The organism is Pseudonocardia oceanicola, assembly GCF_047200735.1.
Taxonomy (GTDB): Bacteria; Actinomycetota; Actinomycetes; order Mycobacteriales; family Pseudonocardiaceae; genus Pseudonocardia.
On the sequence record NZ_JBJZON010000001.1, the window covers coordinates 187890 to 203761 of the forward strand.

The following is a 15872-nucleotide window of genomic DNA, read 5'->3' on the forward strand; positions in this document are numbered from 1 at the left end:
TGGTCGGTGGTGCCGGAAGACCGCTTCGCACGCACGCGGCGCAGCCGCACGAAGGAGGGCCCATGAGCGGGGACGGGACGCGCTGCGTCAGGGGCGGGCACCCGCCGGGTGCGGTGGGCGAGCCCGCGCACCCCGGCCCGGTGCTGTCCGCGACCTTCGAGCTGGGGCTCCCGCACGACCCGCGGCCGGAGTTCTTCTACGGCCGTGCCGGCAATCCGACGTGGAGCGCGTACGAGGCCGCGGTCGGCGAGCTCGAGGGCGGGGAGTGCGTCGCGTTCGCCTCCGGGATGGCGGCGCTGTCCACGGTGATGCACCTGTGCGCCAAGCCCGGCACCGCCGTCGTCCTGCCCAGCGACGGCTACTACATCGCCCGGCTCGTCGCCTCCGAGGAGCTCGCGCCGATGGGGGTCGAGGTCCGGGAGTTCGGGACGGCCGGGGCGTGGGAGCCGCTCCACGGCGCGTCCCTCGTGCTGCTGGAGACGCCGTCCAACCCGGGGCTGGAGGTGTGCGACATCCGCGCCCTGTGTGAGGCCGCGCATGCGGTGGGGGCGAGGGTGGCCGTCGACAACACCACCGCGACCCCGCTGGGGCAGAAGCCGCTGCCGCTCGGCGCCGACTTCGTGATCGCCAGTGACACCAAGGCGCTCAACGGGCACGGCGACGTCGTCCTCGGGCACGTGACCTGCGCCGACCCGATTCTCGCCGAGCGGGTGCGGGGCGCGCGCACCCGCAGCGGCGCGATCCCCGGCCCGATGGAGACCTGGCTCGCGCACCGCGGCCTCGGCACGCTGGACCTGCGGCTGGAGCGGCAGGCGCGGAACGCGCGCGCGCTGGTCCAGGCGCTGCTCGGGCACCCCACGGCGGTCGACGTCCGGTGGCCGGGCCTGCCGTCCGACCCGTCCCACGCGGTGGCCTCGCGGCAGATGCGGCGCTGGAACGGGATCCTGCGGTTCACGCTGCCCTCCGCCGAGGCGGTGGGGGAGTTCCTGGCGGCCTCCCGCCTCGTCTCGTCGACGACGAGCTTCGGCGGGCTCCGGACCTCGGCCGACCGTCGCGAGCGGTGGGGCGACGCGGTGCCGCCCGGGCTCCTGCGGCTGTCCGCGGGCTGCGAGGACACGGACGACCTGGTCGCCGACGTGCTCGGGGCGTTGGACGCGGTACGGATCTGAGGACCGCCCTCGCCCACCGCAGTATGGCTCCACAACGCGCCGAAAGGGCCGGTCCGACCGCAGTATGGTTCCATAATGCGCCTACACCGCCAGCACGAGCGCACTATGGTTCCATAACGCGGCCAGCGACCCGGCTCGAGCGCATCATTGTTCCATGACGCGCACAGCGTCCGGGGACGGCGACAGTCGGACGAGGACGTCGGCCCGCGTGCGGGTCGACTCGACGAGCCGGGCGTTGGGCTCGTCCGTGGTCGCCACCCAGTGCCGGGCGAAGTCGGGGCTCTTGCCGAACCGCACGTGCCGGTCGACCAGCCGCGTGTTGCGCACCGTCTCGTCGATCTCGACGAACCAGACCTCGTCGAGCGCGGCCCGCGCCGCCCGCCACGCCGGGTCGTCGAGCAGCAGGTAGTTCCCCTCGGTGACGACGAGCCGGCAGGCCGGCTGCACCGGGATCGAGCCGGCGACGGGCTGCTCGATGTCCCGGTCGAAGGCCGGCGCGTACACCGGCGGCGCGTCCGGGGCGGGCACCTCGCGCAGCCGGTGCAGCAGGGCCGCGTACCCGGCGGCGTCGAACGTGTCCGACGCGCCCTTGCGGTCCCGGCGGCCGAGCCGGTCGAGCTCGACGTCGGCCAGGTGGTAGCCGTCCATCGGGACGTGGGCGACCCACCCCGCGTCGAGCCCGGGCGGCGGGGCGGCCGCGAGCGCGGCCACCAGCGACTCCGCCAGCGTGGTCTTGCCCGCTCCGGGGCTGCCGGCGATCCCCAGCAGGACCCGCCGGTCGCCCGGGGCGGTCGCGAGCGCCAGCGCCCGGCCGACCAGCTCGTCGAACCGCTCGATCCGCACGGGGACTACCGGGGCGCCGCGGCCGTGGGCCCGTCGGCGAGGAAGCCGCGGGCGTGCCGGGCGAGTTCGGCGCCGTCCTCCCACAGAGTGGGCCAGACCGCGAGGTCCGCCGACAGTCCCGGGGCGACGACGGCCGAGGAGAACGACTCGAAGGTCACCGGCCCTGTGTAGCCGATGTCGGCCAGCGCGTGGAAGAACGAGGTGAAGTCGAGGTGTCCCGAGCCCAGGTGGCCGCGGTGGTTCTCGCCGATGTGCACGTAGCCGAGCCGGTCACCGACCTCGAGCACCGGGCGGACGAAGTCGGCCTCCTCGATGTTCATGTGGTACGTGTCGAGGTGGACGAGCACGTTGTCGGCGCCGATGTCGTCGGCCAGCCGCAGCGCGTCCCGCGCGGTGTTGACGACGTTCGTCTCGTAGCGGTTGCACACCTCGAGCCCGAGGGTCATCCCGGCCCCGGCGGTCTCCGCGGCCAGCTCGCGCAGCACCCGGACCACGTTGGCCCGGCCGGCCGCGGTCAGCGGTGCGGAGTACCTGCCCAGCGCGCTGTACGGCGCCCCGGTGAAGTGGGTGCCGCCGAGGTCCCGGGTCACCTGCAGGGAGTCGGCGAGCAGCTTCGCCCCCCGGTCGACGACGGCGGGGTCGTCGCTGGAGACGCCGGCGTCGAACGCGAGACCGCGGGAGCAGGCGACCTGCAGGCCGGCCTCCTCGAGCGCCGCGCGGGCCCGGGGCACGTCCAGGTTGACCGAGTCGTGCAGGGACAGCTCCAGCAGGTCGAAGCCGGCCTCGGCGGTCCTGCGCACGGCGGTGTCGACCGACTCGGGGGAGGTGTCGCCGACCCAGACCAGGGCGTGCACACCGAGGGGGTTGGCGAGGGGGAAGTGCTCATGACTCCTTGGCTCCGGTGATGAGGGCGACGATCTCCTCGCCCGTGGTCTCGGCGGTGCGGCGACCGGCGACGCAGCGGCCGCCGCGCATCACCCACACCTGGTCGGACAGCCGCATGACCTGGGCGAAATCGTGGCTGATGACGAGCACCGCGTGCCCGTCGGCCCGCAGCTTCGCGATCAGCTCCTCGACCCGGGCGGTCTCCTGGACGCCCAGCACCGCGGGCGGCTCGTCCACGATCACGAGCTTGCTGGAGAAACCGGCGGCCCGGCAGATCGCGAGGGCCTGGCGCTGCCCGCCGGACAGTCGCGCACCCGGGAGCCGACCGCGGGGACGTTGACGGCGAGGGTGGACACCATTTCCCGCGCCTGCCGCCGCATCGCCTTGCGGTCGAGCAGCGCGACCGGACCGACCCCGCGGGTGAGCTCGCGGTTGACTGCCGAACGACAGGCGCACGGCGCGGACGTCGAGCAGGATCTCGGGAAGCGTGGACATCAGCGCCGGAACCTCGCGAGCAGGGCGGCGAGCACGACGACCGTGCCGACCGCGACGGGCTGGTAGAAGGGCGAGACCCCGAGCAGGGTCAGGCCGTTGGTGAGGGCGGTGAGCAGCAGCGCCCCGAGGACCGGGCCGAGGATCGTGGCCCGGCCGCCGGTCAGCGCCACGCCGGCGAGCACGACCGCCGCCACCGAGCTGAGCAGGAACGACGTGTTCGACGCCGGTTCGGCCGCCCCGACGCGCGCCACCAGCAGCACCGCGGCGACCCCGGCCGGCACCCCGGCGATCGTGTAGACCGCGATCTTGATGCGGGGCACCGAGATGCCGGTCGCGGTGGCCGCCTCGGCGGACCCGCCCGCCGCGAGCACGTGCGTGCCGAACCGGGTGCGGAACAGCACGACGTGCGCCACGACCGCGAGCACGACCGCGATCAGGAACGACCAGCCCAGGACGCCGAGCCCGGTGCTGGACAGCCGCAGCAGGAAGCGGTTCACGATGGTGACCGGCTTGCCGTCGGACAGCACCAGCGCCGCGCCCGACGCCGCGGACAGCGTGCCGAGCGTGACGATGAAGTCGGCGATCTTGCCCTTGCCGACCAGCACGCCGTTGACCACGCCCACCAGCGCCCCGGCGACCAGGGCGACGGCGATGCACGCCACCACCGCGGCGCCCGCGGCGAACGCCATCCCGAACGCCACGGCCGCGAACGTCGTCGTCGAGGCCACCGACAGGTCGATGCCGCCGGTCGCGATGACGAAGGTCTGGCCGAGCGTCAGCACGACGAGGATCGTCGAGGCGGTCAGCATCGCCGTCCGCCGTCCGCCGTCACCAGGGCGACGGGGGCCTTGACGTCGGCCGGCAGCTGCGCGCCGGACATCGCCTTCCGGCAGGCCTGCAGGCCCATCTGGCCGATCGCGTACGGGTACTGCGCGACGGTCGCAGATCGTGGTCGGCGGCCCGCTCGCCGCCGCCGGTGGCGAGCGCCTGCCCGCCGGGATCCGGCAGCACGTCGCGGCCCGCTCGCTCCCGCTCGCCACCCGTGACCTGCGCATCTGCGTGTCCGACCACGGCGACGACGTCGGCCCGGTCGGCCTCGCCGACACGCTCGCCGCCCGTCTGTTCGAGCCACACACCCTCGGCCGGGTCCTGCAGCGGGGCTCGGGGGCGGGCGACGGCGAGGCGGCCGGGCGTGGGCCGGTGTCGGCCGCCGGGGCGCGCAGCCCGGTCGGCTGAGCGCGAACGGAGCGGACGGGCCGAGGGCGGGTGTCCCTGGCGTGGTGATAACACGCGCGCGACGATCGGCGAACAACTCGGCAACGCTTCGGACGGCGGCGGGTGTCCCCCCTCGTTTCGCGCCCGTCGCCGGTGCGGCCACGCTGCGGTTCCCCCTCCGCAGCGTGGCCGCACGTGCCCCACCCGCGCCGGATCGCGAACGGACCGCGCGGTCACAGACCCGCAAGTGTGCGGACGGCTGTCGCGTGGTCCAGCCCGCTCGTGGCGGCGCGGAGGTAGCGGCCGTTGACCGCGGCGGCGAGGAGCTCGGCGCGGTCGGGACGCAGGCGTCGGGCCAGCTCCTCGAGCGCCCGGTCCCACCGCTCCAGCTCGTCGCGGAGGTCGGGGCGGCGGGCGGCGAGGAGGTAGAGGTCGTACTCGGCGACCGTGCGCAGGCGGTCCTGGGCGGAGTAGCCGGCGAGGAGCCCGGCCAGGTCGTCGAGCGTCGCGACGGCGCCCACGTCCTCGATGCACCGGTCGTTGACCTCCCGCAGGGCCGTGACCAGCAGCTCGTCGATGCTCGCGAAGTAGTAGAGCACCGCGCTCGGGGGCAGCTCCGCCTCCGTCGCGACCGCCCGCTGCGTCACGGCCGCGACGCCGGATCGCCCGACCAGTCGCAGCGTCGCGTCGAGGAGCGCGCGGCGGCGGAAGGCTCCTTTGCGCAGCCGGCCGTCGGCGATCTCACGCGGCATGGGAGGTGCGGCCCAGCTCCAGCGCCAGCACACCGGCGATCACCAGGACGATCCCGCCGACCTGCACCCAGCTCAGCGACTCGCCCAGGAACAACGCCCCGATCAGCGCGATCAGCGCGACCCCCACCGCCGCCCACACCCCGTAGGCGACGCCGATCGGCACCCCCCCGGCGAGGGCCCGCGACAGGGAGTAGAAGGCGACCCCGTATCCGATCAGCACGACGACCGACGGCCAGAGCCGGGAGAACCCCTCGGAGAAGCGGAGCGCGACCGTGCCGGTCACCTCGGCGAGGATCGCACCGACGAGCCAGAACCACATGCCGCCAGACTACTGGAGCGATCGATCCAGAAGTTGGCGGAACATCATGAGCAGGATCGCGGGCAGGGCGAGCGGACGGCGGGGGCTGGACACGGGCGTTCCTCTCTCAGGGGGGTTCGTCGGGCTCATCGCCGGACGCCGACGTCCCGTAACACGGCGTACCCGTTCTGCGGATCCGCGACTTCGGCAGCAGGGGCCATCGCGCGTCCGCCTCGACATCACACGTGCGTAACCCGGCTCTCGTATGGTCGACTTACCCCATCCGAGCGGAGGTGGTCGCGTGCCGGATCGACAACCCCAACCCCTCGTCGCCGTCCCCGAGACCGGGGACGGGGAGACGGGGGCAGGGAGTGCCGGGGTAACGGCGCTCCCGCCGGGTTCACGGGTGCTACTGCTCAATGCGAGCTTCGAGCCGCTCGCCGTCGTCACGGCCAAACGTGCCATCGTCCTCATGCTCTCCGGCAAGGCCGAGTGCGTGCAGGCCGCCCTGGAAGGGGCGGCCTTCCATTCGGAGAGCCTCACCGTCCCCGCCCCGTCCGTCATGCGGCTCTCCCGCTACGTGCGGGTGCCCTACCGCCGCGCGGTGCCCATGACCAGGGCCGGTGTGCTCCGTCGCGACCTTCGCCGCTGCGCCTACTGCGGCAAGAAGGCCGACACGATCGACCACGTGATCCCCCGCAGCCGGGGCGGGGCGCACACCTGGGAGAACTGCGTCGCCGCCTGCCGGGCCTGCAACTCGAAGAAGGCCGACCGCCTCATCGACGAGCTCGGCTGGACCCTGCGGATCACCCCGAAGCCACCGAGCCGTGCGGCGGGCGGGGTGCTGGTGCTGGCGGTCGAGCCGCACCCGGCCTGGGAGCCGTGGTTGGCGCAGGCCGCCTGATACTCAAACGGCCCGCCCCCGGAAGGAGGCGGGCCGTCCGCGTCCTGATCGGGGCGGTGGGCCGATCAGGACGACTCCGCCGGTGGCGGAGTGTCTGTCACGCACCGATGGTCGTCACGCGGTCGCCCCGCGTTAACCCCCGCCGCTCGATATCCCCAGAATCGATGACGCACCTCAGGCCCGGAAGGCGGCCAGCGACGGCAGGGCAGTCCCGGTCCAGTCGAACATCGTGAGGTTGGCGTAGGGGTTGCCCTCGCCGTGGTCCCAGCCCACGCCGGGGAGCCACCCCGGCTCCCAGGCCACGAAGCCGCGGCCGTGCCCGTCCGGCACCCCGTCCACGACGGTCCGCAGACCCTCGAAGTACGCGGCCTGGCCCTCCGGGGTCGCCGGGAAGCGCGCGGCGTCGGGCAGCTCCTCGAGTCGTGCGGCGTAGTACTCCGTCCCGTCGGCCTGCCGGAGGGTCCACGGGTAGGAGGTCTCGACGACGAGGACGTCCTTCCCGTACCGCACAGCGAGGTCACCGAGGTTCGCGGCGAGCGTGTCCAGCGAGCCGTGCCAGAACGGGTAGTAGGACAGGCCGATGAGGTCGAACTCCACGCCGCGGGCGGTGATCGCGTCGTAGAAGTACCGGGCTCCGCCGTTGTCCCCGCCGCGGTCGATGTGGACCATCGTCTCCAGCGGCGCGGTGGCTCCGTCGAGCGCCCCGGCGAGACCGGCGGTCAGCAGCCGGACGAACCCGTCCCACTGCTCGTGTCCCCGCTCGTAGACCTTGCCGACCGGCCACAGCATCCCGGTCGTGATCTCGTTCCCGGTCTGGATCATCGACAGGGGGGTGCCCTGCCGCGCGAAGGCGGCGACCGCGTCGCGCGTGTAGTCACGCACCGTCCCGGCCAGGCGCCCGAGGTCCTGGTGGGCCCAGACCGCGGGAACGGACTGGCTGTACTGGTCGGCCCAGAAGTCCGAGTAGTGCAGGTCGAGGAGGATGTCGCAGCCCGCGTCGTGGGCGCGTCGGCCGAGCGTGAGCGCAGACTCGAGGGTGCTGTAGCCCGCCGGAGGGTTCACCCAGGCGCGGAGCCGGACGAGGTTCGCCCCGCGGGCGGCCAGGAGCCGTTCGAGCGGCGCCGGTGCGCCGCCGTCCCGGTAGCGGGCCCCGATCGCCTCCGTCTGCAGAGTGAAGGAGAGGTCGGCGCCCCGGACCCGCTCGCGGGGCACCGGGCCGGAGACCCCCGGTACCGCGGGCACGCTGCAGCCGGTCACGGCGGCACCGACCAGCAGTCCGGCGACGGACAGCAGTTGCCGTCGGGTGGGCACGGAGATCCTCCGGATCGGTCGGGCTGTCGGCTGGTACGGCACCCGGCCGACGGCCCGGGGCGGGCCGCCGGATGGGTCACCCTACTGCGCTCAGTGCTGCGAACGGCCGAGTGCACGCACCGTCCAGCCCGCCGAGCGCCACGCCGCGATGTCGAGGGTGTTGCGACCGTCGATGAGCCGCGGCTCGCGCACGACCTTCCGCAGGCGAGCCGGGTCGAGCTCCCGGTACTGCCGCCACTCGGTGAGGTGGAGCACGAGGTCGGCGCGCTCGCAGGCCTTCTCGACGTCCAGCGCGTAGTCGAGCGTCGGGAACTGCGTCCGGGCGTTGTCGATCGCCTCGGGATCGTGCACGCGGACCTGCCCGCCCTGGAGCTGGATCGCCGCCGCGATGTTGAGCGCGGGCGAGTCCCGCACGTCGTCGCTGTCGGGCTTGAAGGCGGCACCGAGGATGGCGACGTTCCTGCCGAGGAAGGACCCGCCCACGAGCTCCCGGGCCAGGTCGACGGTGCGTTGGCGCCGCCGCATGTTGACCTCGTCGACGGCCTTCAGGAACGACAGCGCCTCGCCCACACCCAGCTCACCGGCGCGCGCCATGAAGGCACGGATGTCTTTCGGCAGGCAGCCGCCGCCGAACCCGACACCGGCCGAGAGGAACCGGCGGCCGATGCGGGTGTCGTGCCCGATCGCGTCGGCCAGGGTGACGACGTCGCCGCCCGCGGCGTCGCAGACCTCGGCCATGGCGTTGACGAAGGAGATCTTCGTGGCGAGGAACGAGTTCGCCGCAACCTTCACCAGCTCGGCCGTGGCGAGGTCGGTCCTGATGTAGGGGCAGCCCGCGGCCAGCATCGGGGCGTAGACCTCGCGCAGCATCGCGTCGGCCCGGTCGGAGGTCACGCCGACCACGAGGCGGTCCGGGCGCATCGTCTCCTCCACCGCGAAGCCCTCCCGCAGGAACTCCGGATTCCAGGCCAGTTCGGCGTCGACGTCGGGGCTCAGCTCGGTGAGGCGCTGCGCCAGCCGCGCGGCCGTGCCGACCGGGACGGTCGACTTGCCGACGACGAGGCTGCCGTCGCGCAGGTGCGGGGCCAGCCCGTCGACGACGGCGTCGACGTACTTCAGGTCGGCCGCGTAGGAGCCCGGCTGCTGCGGGGTGCCGACGCAGACGAAGTGGACCTCGCCGAACTCGCCCGCCTCCTGCAGCGAGTCGGTGAAGCGCAGCGACCCGGAGTCGACGGTCCGCCGGAGCAGTTCGGGCAGGCCGGGCTCGAAGAAGGGCGGCCTGCCGTCGGAGAGCGCGACGAGCTTGCGGGGATCGACGTCCACGCCGAGGACCTCGTGGCCGGAGTCGGCCATGCAGGCGGCGTGGACGGCGCCGAGGTAGCCGGTGCCGATGACGGTGATGCGCATGATGTGTCCCTGGGGGTCAGACGGCGGGATAGCCCGCGGGGTGGAGTCGCTGGAAGCGCCACGCGTCCTCGCACATCGCGGTGAGGTCGCGGGTGGTCCGCCAACCCCACGCCCGCTCGACGCGGCCGGGATCGGCGATGAGCATCGGGACGTCGCCGGTGCGGCGGCCCTCGACGCGGTGCGGGATCGGCCGCCCGACGGCGCGGCCGAACTCGGCGATCAGCTCCAGGACGGAGGCGCCCCGCCCGGTGCCGAGGTTGAACACGCGCAGACCCGCCTCGTCGTCGAGGTGGTCGAGCGCGACCCGGTGCCCGTCGGCGACGTCGACGACGTGGATGTAGTCCCGGATGCAGGTCCCGTCCGGGGTCGGGTAGTCGTCGCCGAAGACGGGCAGCTCGGCGAGCCGTCCGACCGCGACCTGCGCCATGTAGGGCAGGACGTTGTTCGGGACGCCGGTGGGGTCCTCCCCGAGCATGCCGCTCGGGTGCGCGCCGATCGGGTTGAAGTACCGGAGCGCGATCACGGACATCTCGGGGTAGCGCACGCACGCGTCGCCGAGCAGCTGCTCGCAGATGTACTTGGTGCGCGCGTAGGGGTTGGTCGGTCCGGCCGGGTCGTCCTCGTCGAGCGGGACCGTGCTGGTGTCGCCGTAGATCGAGCACGACGACGAGAACACGAGCCGGTGCACGCCGTGGTCGTTCATCGCCCGCAGCAGCGCGGTGGTGCCGCCGATGTTGATGTCGAAGTACTCCAGCGGGATGCGCCCGGACTCGCCGACCGCCTTCTTCGCCGCGAAGTGGACGACGGCGTCGATGTCGTGGGCGGCGAAGACGGCGTCGAGCGCGGCGCGGTCCCGCAGGTCCGCCTCGTGCAGGGTGAGCGGCCGGCCGGCGAGCTTCATGACGGCGTCGACGGCGCCCGGAGAGCTGTTGGAGAAGTCGTCGACGACGACGACCTCGTGGCCGTGGTCGAGCAGTTCGACGCAGGTGTGGCTGCCGATGAAGCCGGCGCCGCCGGTCACCAGGACGGTCTCGGGCATGGTGGTTCCTTCCGGTCCCGGCTACCAGCCGAAGGCGGACACGAAGTAGGCGGGGTACCGGGCGACGGCGACGGCGACGGGGACGACGGCGAGGCAGGCCACGATCAGCGGCACCGCCACCGTCTCGCGAACGGCGGAGACGAACCGCCGGCCGGCGATGCGGGCCGCCTCCCGCGCGTGCAGCAGCGGGACGGCGATGCCGACGCCGGCATAGGTCACCCCGGCGAGCAGACAGAGGAAGACGTAGCCCGCGGCCCGGGTGAAGCTCTCGGCGTAGAGCGAGGCGCCCGACATGACGAGCGTGACGAGGACGTAGGGCAGGATGAGCCGCAGCGGCAGCGGTTCGAGCCCACCGGCCCCCTTCGGCGTGACCTTGAAGGTCGTCGGCCGGGGCCGGATCTTGTACAGGATCCCGACGGCGACGCCGCGGGCGATGTACGGCCACCGGGTCAGGCAGTACAGGTAGTTCTGCCAGCTGACCAGCGGGGCGTCGGCGGGCCGGAGGAGACCTCGTCGCTTGAGCAGCATCGCCAGCACGAGGACCCAGATCGAGATCGACCACCAGTGCAGCAGGAAGGCCCCGTAGTCGACGTTGATCCACGGCATCCCGAGGACGGCGGCGATCGGCGCCAACGTCAGCCCGCCGACGGTCGTGAGCGCCAGGAGGGAGTAGAAGATGAGCGCGTAGACGAACCGGATCCGCAGCCGCCACGGCAGCCGGGGCAGGTGGCGGGGGACCAGGCCCAGCATCACGACGGTCAGGCTCCGGGACCACTGGAACTCCTGGACCAGCATCGCGGAGAAGGTCAGCGGCCCGTCGCCGTGCGCGTGGGCGTCGATGGCGAACGCGCCGTGCCACCCCGCCGAGTTGAGCAGGAACGTCGTGGAGAAGTCCTCGGCCAGTTCCGGGCCGAGGCCGCCGATCTGCCGCAGAGCCTGCGTACGCACCGCGTAGTGCGAGCCGATGCACACCGGCGCGAGGCCCGCGCTGTGCCCGAGCTGGGCCGGTCCGTGGAAGGTCGCCTCGCGGTGCAACCGCCCCATCGCGGACCACGAGCGGTCCACATTGGTGTCACAGACGCTGGGGGCGGACACGTAGCCGACGGCGTCGTCGGCGAAGGGGCGCACCATCTCCGCGAGGTAGCCGGGTTCCGGCTTGTGGTCGCAGTCGAGCTGGGACACGACGTCGTAGTGCTCGTACCCGTAGTGGTCGTAGAAGTAGGCGAGATTGCCCTCCTTGACCTTCGTCCGGCGCGGCCACGAGTCGCGGTGGTACGAGGTGACCCCCTGTCGGGTCGAGATGTGCACGCCGTGCGCGGCGCACCAGCGCCAGATCTCGTCCGTGGGCGCCTCGTCGCAGAGCCAGACGTCGTACGGATGCGGGTAGTGCTGCGCCAGCATGGCCTCCAAGGTCGCCGTGGCGACCTCGAACGGCTCGGACGGGGCGCGTGTCACCACGAAGGCGACCCGCAGCGCCGGCACCCCGACGTGGGGCGAGATTCGCCTGAGCCGGTTGACCCCCACCATGAAGTAGATCGGCAGGCAGGACAGGTACACCAGCAGGCAGCTGTTGATGGCCAGACCGACCCAGGTCACCCGGTGCCCGGGCTGGAACCACCACACCCAGAACCAGGTCAGACAGGCCACCCACCCCGCCGACAGGAGCGCGACGACCACCCGGTCCCGGGTCGACAGAACCGGGACGAACGCCCGGCGGGTCATCCGGCGGCGCCGGTTGCGGTGGCGGTCGAAGAAGGGGCCGTCCCGGGTGATGCGGGAGATCTGGCCCTGCGACAGCTCGGTCACCGCGGCGTACGGGTCGGCCGGCGGTGCCGGTGCGGTGGTCGGGGGTGCGGGCGGCACGACCCGGAGTCGGGTCGTGACCGCGGCGGACAGGTCGTCTCGAGCCTGTGCGGCCGTCGGTCGGCGCGCGGCTCCGTGCATCGGATGGCCCTCTCGGGTCGGGGAGATCGAGCCGTCGGGGCGGCCGCCGCCGGCTTCGGGGATCGCGTGGGTCATGGCAGTCGGCCGTCGCCCGCCGGCGGGGCGGGATCAGGCGACCGCCGCTGGGGTCGCCTCGGCGGCCGAGGTGGTCTGTGCGGGAACCTCGACGGCGGCGGCGCCGTCCATCTGCCCACCGGCGAGGGCCGGTCGAGCCGCCACGACCTCGTCGAGGTGCCGGCGGAAGTAGTCGACCGTGAGCCGCAGCCCGACCTCGGCCGGGACCTCGGGGTTCCAGCCCAGCGCCTCCTGCGCCCGGGTGATCACCGGCTTGCGACGGGCGGGGTCGTCGATCGGCAACGGATGGTGCTCGATCGGCGAGTCCGACCCCGTGATCGCCAGGACGAGCTCGGCCAGCTCGGCGACGGTGCGCTCCACCGGGTTACCGAGGTTGACCGGTCCCGCATCGGCTGAGTCGATCATCGCGACGAGACCTGCCACCAGGTCGTCGACGTAGCAGAAGCTGCGGGTCTGGCTGCCGTCGCCGTAGATGGTCAGCGGGTCCCCGTTGAGTGCCTGGGCGATGAAGCTGGTCACCACTCGACCGTCGTGCGGCCGCATGCGCGGACCGTAGGTGTTGAAGATGCGCACGATCCCGGTGTCGACGCCCAGCGTCCGCCGGTGGGCCGAGGTCAGGGCCTCGGCGAAGCGCTTGGCCTCGTCGTAGATGCTGCGCGGACCGATGGGGTTGGCGTTGCCCCAGTACGACTCGGGCTGCGGGTGCACCAGCGGGTCGCCGTAGATCTCGCTGGTCGAGGCGAGCACGAACCGGGCGTCGTTCGCCCCGGCGAGGCGGAGCGCCTTCTCCGTTCCGCGGCTGCCGACGGCCATCGTCTCCAGTGGACGCCGGTGGTAGTCGGGCGGCGACGCCGGGCTCGCCAGGTGCGCGACGGCGTCGATCGGGCCGGGGACGTCCAGCTCCGCCGAGACGTCCGCGACGACCAACGAGAACCGCGGTTCCGGGGCCAGATGCTGCACGTTTCCGGCCCGGCCGGTCGACAGATCGTCGACGCACACCACCGTGTCGCCGCGCGCGATCAGGGCGTCACAGAGGTGCGATCCGAGGAACCCGGCGCCGCCAGTCACCACAATTCGCATGATTTTCTCCAGGGCAGAGGAGCGGATGTGTCGCGTGCTGATTCGAGGAGCGGTGCGGACGGCTTCGGTCGCACGGGCCAAGGCTCGGCCGGACACGCTCAGGCGTTAGCGGCTGTGATCGGCGTCATGATTCGTCGGCGAAACTGCTGCTCGAGAGCCTGAATTGTTACAGCCGTGTTGACTCTGTGTGTCCACGGCGTCCGGTCGTCGGAATGAGGTTGCCGCCTCGGTCGACAGACATGTAAATCGACCGTGCGCACCGGTAACGATCTACCGGGATCGTGCGAATGGGAGCGTGACCGCGGGTCGGTCGATCGGCCGACGCCGCCGCCCCTGGGGCCATTCACTGATGCACGGTCCCGGCCAGGAACCAGCGATGCACCATCAGTCGCTCCCTCGTCACCCACCGGAGGAATCCCGCATGTCCCCGTGCACGGGCACGCGTGCCGAACTCGTCAGTCGCATGCAGGACGTGGCATCACCGCGTCTGTCCGCTCTGGACGGACCGCGGTTCGCCGCTCTGCGCGACCTGACCGACCAGCTCGCGCGGACGTCTCACGGGCACGCGGAGCACGACCGGTTCCGGGCGGTCACCCGTCGGCGCGTCCGCGGTCCGGCATCCTCCGACCTCGCCGGGGAGACGATCCTCGTCACCGGGGGAACGGGGTGCATCGGCACCGCGCTCCTGACCCAGCTCGCCGCGGCGCCCCATCGCCGGATCGTCAGTCTCAGCCGGGGCCTGACCCGTTCCCGACGCCCCGTGCCCGGCGTCGAGTACGCGCGGGTCGACGTCCGGTCCGCGGAGGAGATCGGCGAGGCGTTCCGGCGGTTCCGCCCCGATGCGGTCTTCCACCTGGCCGCGGTCCGAGATCCGGGGGCGGCGGAGAGGGAGGTGCGCCGGACCGTCGAGACGAACGTGTTCGGGAGCCGGAACGTCTTCCGGGCGGCCGAGGAGGTGCGCGCCCGTCGGCTGGTGTTCGCCTCGACCGGTAAGGCGGTGCGGTACTTCACCCGTGACGTCTACGCCGCCACCAAGAAGCTCGGCGAGTCCCTGCTGTCCGAGGTGAACCTTCCGGTGACCTCGGCGGTGCGCTTCACCCACGTCGTCGACAACAGCTTGATCCTGGGCAAGCTCCGGCAGTGGTGCGAGGGTGGCACGATTCGCCTGCACTCACCCGACATCGCCTTCCACGGCCAGTCCGCGCTCGAGTCCGCCCAGCTCATGGTGGCGGCAGCCGAGCGGTCCGGCCAGCTCACCCTGCGGAACCTGGAGTGGCCCTTCTCGCTGCTCGACCTCGCCCTCGGCGTCCGTGCCGAGGCGGGCAGCAGTGCCCCGATCTACTTCTGCGGGTACGAGGCGGGGTACGAGGCCGGCGTCCACCGCGCGTCTTACGACCCGGCCACCGCGGGCGACGCGGGCCCGCTGATCAACGCTCTCGAGTCGTACTCCTGCGAGCCGATCCTGGCCGAGCAGGCGAACCGGATCAGCGTGCGGGGCCGGCAGTCCGAGGCGGTGAAGGTGAGGATCGCGGAACTCGCGTCGGCGTGCGCCGACGGTGCGCCGGACGACCGACTGCGCAGGGTCCTCGGCGAGGCCGGGTGGTCCGCCCTGCGGGCCTGCCTGCACTCGGCGCCCCCCGACGACCTCCAGCGGTTCGGCAGTTTCGTTGCTTCCGCCCATCCGGGCGAGGTCGCCGACCCCGACCATGCCCTGGTCGACGACGTCATCGCCGAGGCGGTGCGACCGGGCGGGCTGGCGGCGGGAGGATGACGACGGTTCAGCTCAGCCCCCCGGTTTGCGGGCGACGAGCCGTTCCACGATCCCGAGGGCGAATCGCTCCCGCCGTTCCACCTCCAGCCCGGCCGCGAGGACGTGGTCCACAGGACGTCGGCGGAAGTGCTCCCCGCCGACCGGGACCGACACCCACTCCGTCATCCGCTGTACGAGACGCAGCGGCGGGACCGACGACGCGACGTGGTCGGCCAGCAGGAGCCGCCCGCCGGGCCGCAGCACCCGCACCATCTCGTCGATGGAGCGCCGGTGGTCGGGGATACCGCAGAGTGCGAAGGTGCAGACGACGGTGTCGACGGAGGCGTCGGGTAGGTCGAGATCCTCCGCGTCGCCCACCCTCAGCTCCGCCTCCCGGTTCATCCGCGCCGCGCGTTCCCGTGCCGCCCGGACCATCGCCGGGCTCAGGTCGAGGCCGGTGAGCCGCACGTCCGGCGGGTAGTGGGGGAGGTTCAGCCCGGTCCCGACCGCGACCTCGAGGACCGCGCCCGCCGCCTGCCCGCAGACCCAGGCGCGGCTGTCCCCGAAGAGCAGCCTGTCCAGCCGCCGCATGGAGCGGTCGGTCCGGTCGACGTTCTCGTTCCAGCACCGCGCCCATCGGGCCCTCTGCGCGTCCGTGACCACCTGCCACCCCTCTCCGCGTCACCCGATCCTCCCCTCTGTCCC

16 protein-coding genes are annotated in these 15872 nt (G+C 72.8%); 4 read left to right on the top strand and 12 right to left on the bottom strand.

Translation table 11 applies throughout. The annotated features are described in order from the left end of the window. Positions 1-62 precede the first annotated feature (62 nt). Complete coding sequence (locus ACL02T_RS00840; protein WP_412828662.1) at positions 63-1169, top strand: cystathionine gamma-lyase; 1107 nt, start codon at positions 63-65, stop codon at positions 1167-1169. A gap of 144 nt (positions 1170-1313) precedes the next feature. Here the strand turns inward: ACL02T_RS00840 and ACL02T_RS00845 are convergent, their stop codons facing one another. From ACL02T_RS00845 to ACL02T_RS00860, 4 genes are all read right to left on the bottom strand, one after another. After that, entirely contained in the window at positions 1314-2006 is a 693-nt protein-coding gene (locus ACL02T_RS00845) for a nucleoside/nucleotide kinase family protein (RefSeq protein WP_412829311.1), read from the bottom strand. Positions 2007-2017: 11 nt separating this feature from the next. Further along, complete coding sequence (locus ACL02T_RS00850; protein WP_412828663.1) at positions 2018-2866, bottom strand: sugar phosphate isomerase/epimerase family protein; 849 nt, start codon at positions 2864-2866, stop codon at positions 2018-2020. A gap of 28 nt (positions 2867-2894) precedes the next feature. Next, entirely contained in the window at positions 2895-3134 is a 240-nt protein-coding gene (locus ACL02T_RS00855; RefSeq protein WP_412828664.1) for a hypothetical protein, read from the bottom strand. 257 nt (positions 3135-3391) lie between these two features. Continuing rightward, on the bottom strand, positions 3392-4201 hold the full coding sequence (locus ACL02T_RS00860) for an ABC transporter permease (protein WP_412828665.1): 810 nt from the start codon (positions 4199-4201) through the stop codon (positions 3392-3394). A 139-nt stretch (positions 4202-4340) separates the two neighbouring features. On the opposite strand from ACL02T_RS00860, the gene ACL02T_RS00865 reads away from it, so the two are divergent. Beyond that, positions 4341-4628 (top strand): hypothetical protein, encoded by a 288-nt coding sequence (locus tag ACL02T_RS00865; protein WP_412828666.1) that lies wholly within the window; start codon positions 4341-4343, stop codon positions 4626-4628. Between the two features lie 212 nt (positions 4629-4840). Here the strand turns inward: ACL02T_RS00865 and ACL02T_RS00870 are convergent, their stop codons facing one another. Continuing rightward, entirely contained in the window at positions 4841-5359 is a 519-nt protein-coding gene (locus ACL02T_RS00870; protein WP_412828667.1) for a TetR/AcrR family transcriptional regulator, read from the bottom strand. Next, a complete protein-coding gene (locus ACL02T_RS00875) occupies positions 5349-5678 on the bottom strand; it encodes a DMT family transporter (protein ID WP_412828668.1) in 330 nt (109 codons plus the stop codon). The genes ACL02T_RS00870 and ACL02T_RS00875 overlap by 11 nt, the downstream gene beginning before the upstream one ends. A 385-nt stretch (positions 5679-6063) precedes the next feature. On the opposite strand from ACL02T_RS00875, the gene ACL02T_RS00880 reads away from it, so the two are divergent. Then, positions 6064-6561, top strand: a complete 498-nt coding sequence (locus ACL02T_RS00880; protein WP_412828669.1) for an HNH endonuclease — start codon at positions 6064-6066, stop codon at positions 6559-6561. Positions 6562-6735: 174 nt separating this feature from the next. Here ACL02T_RS00880 and ACL02T_RS00885 read toward each other — a convergent pair whose 3' ends face one another. The 5 genes from ACL02T_RS00885 to ACL02T_RS00905 all read right to left on the bottom strand — a co-directional run bounded on the left by ACL02T_RS00885 (position 6736) and on the right by ACL02T_RS00905 (position 13417). Continuing rightward, entirely contained in the window at positions 6736-7872 is a 1137-nt protein-coding gene (locus ACL02T_RS00885) for a glycoside hydrolase family 53 protein (RefSeq protein WP_412828670.1), read from the bottom strand. A gap of 90 nt (positions 7873-7962) precedes the next feature. Beyond that, on the bottom strand, positions 7963-9279 hold the full coding sequence (locus ACL02T_RS00890) for a UDP-glucose dehydrogenase family protein (RefSeq protein ID WP_412828671.1): 1317 nt from the start codon (positions 9277-9279) through the stop codon (positions 7963-7965). A 16-nt stretch (positions 9280-9295) separates the two neighbouring features. Beyond that, entirely contained in the window at positions 9296-10318 is a 1023-nt protein-coding gene (galE, locus tag ACL02T_RS00895; protein ID WP_412828672.1) for a UDP-glucose 4-epimerase GalE, read from the bottom strand. A gap of 21 nt (positions 10319-10339) precedes the next feature. Continuing rightward, complete coding sequence (locus tag ACL02T_RS00900; RefSeq protein ID WP_412828673.1) at positions 10340-12337, bottom strand: glycosyltransferase family 2 protein; 1998 nt, start codon at positions 12335-12337, stop codon at positions 10340-10342. Positions 12338-12370: 33 nt separating this feature from the next. Then, the gene (locus ACL02T_RS00905; protein WP_412828674.1) at positions 12371-13417 is read right to left on the bottom strand and encodes a UDP-glucuronic acid decarboxylase family protein; all 1047 of its coding nucleotides are present in this window, start codon (positions 13415-13417) and stop codon (positions 12371-12373) included. A gap of 472 nt (positions 13418-13889) precedes the next feature. On the opposite strand from ACL02T_RS00905, the gene ACL02T_RS00910 reads away from it, so the two are divergent. After that, positions 13890-15188, top strand: a complete 1299-nt coding sequence (locus ACL02T_RS00910; RefSeq protein ID WP_412828675.1) for a polysaccharide biosynthesis protein — start codon at positions 13890-13892, stop codon at positions 15186-15188. Positions 15189-15200: 12 nt separating this feature from the next. Here the strand turns inward: ACL02T_RS00910 and ACL02T_RS00915 are convergent, their stop codons facing one another. Then, on the bottom strand, positions 15201-15758 hold the full coding sequence (locus ACL02T_RS00915) for a class I SAM-dependent methyltransferase (protein ID WP_412828676.1): 558 nt from the start codon (positions 15756-15758) through the stop codon (positions 15201-15203). Positions 15759-15872: the final 114 nt, after the last annotated feature.

Coding starts and splice junctions, on each gene's coding strand:
- ACL02T_RS00905 (WP_412828674.1), bottom strand. CDS start 13,417: ATGCGAATTGTGGTGACTGGCGGCGCCGGGTTCCTCGGATCGCACCTC.
- ACL02T_RS00870 (WP_412828667.1), bottom strand. CDS start 5,359: ATGCCGCGTGAGATCGCCGACGGCCGGCTGCGCAAAGGAGCCTTCCGC.
- ACL02T_RS00890 (WP_412828671.1), bottom strand. CDS start 9,279: ATGCGCATCACCGTCATCGGCACCGGCTACCTCGGCGCCGTCCACGCC.
- ACL02T_RS00875 (WP_412828668.1), bottom strand. CDS start 5,678: ATGTGGTTCTGGCTCGTCGGTGCGATCCTCGCCGAGGTGACCGGCACG.
- ACL02T_RS00840 (WP_412828662.1), top strand. CDS start 63: ATGAGCGGGGACGGGACGCGCTGCGTCAGGGGCGGGCACCCGCCGGGT.
- ACL02T_RS00860 (WP_412828665.1), bottom strand. CDS start 4,201: ATGCTGACCGCCTCGACGATCCTCGTCGTGCTGACGCTCGGCCAGACC.
- galE (WP_412828672.1), bottom strand. CDS start 10,318: ATGCCCGAGACCGTCCTGGTGACCGGCGGCGCCGGCTTCATCGGCAGC.
- ACL02T_RS00900 (WP_412828673.1), bottom strand. CDS start 12,337: ATGACCCACGCGATCCCCGAAGCCGGCGGCGGCCGCCCCGACGGCTCG.
- ACL02T_RS00915 (WP_412828676.1), bottom strand. CDS start 15,758: ATGCGGCGGCTGGACAGGCTGCTCTTCGGGGACAGCCGCGCCTGGGTC.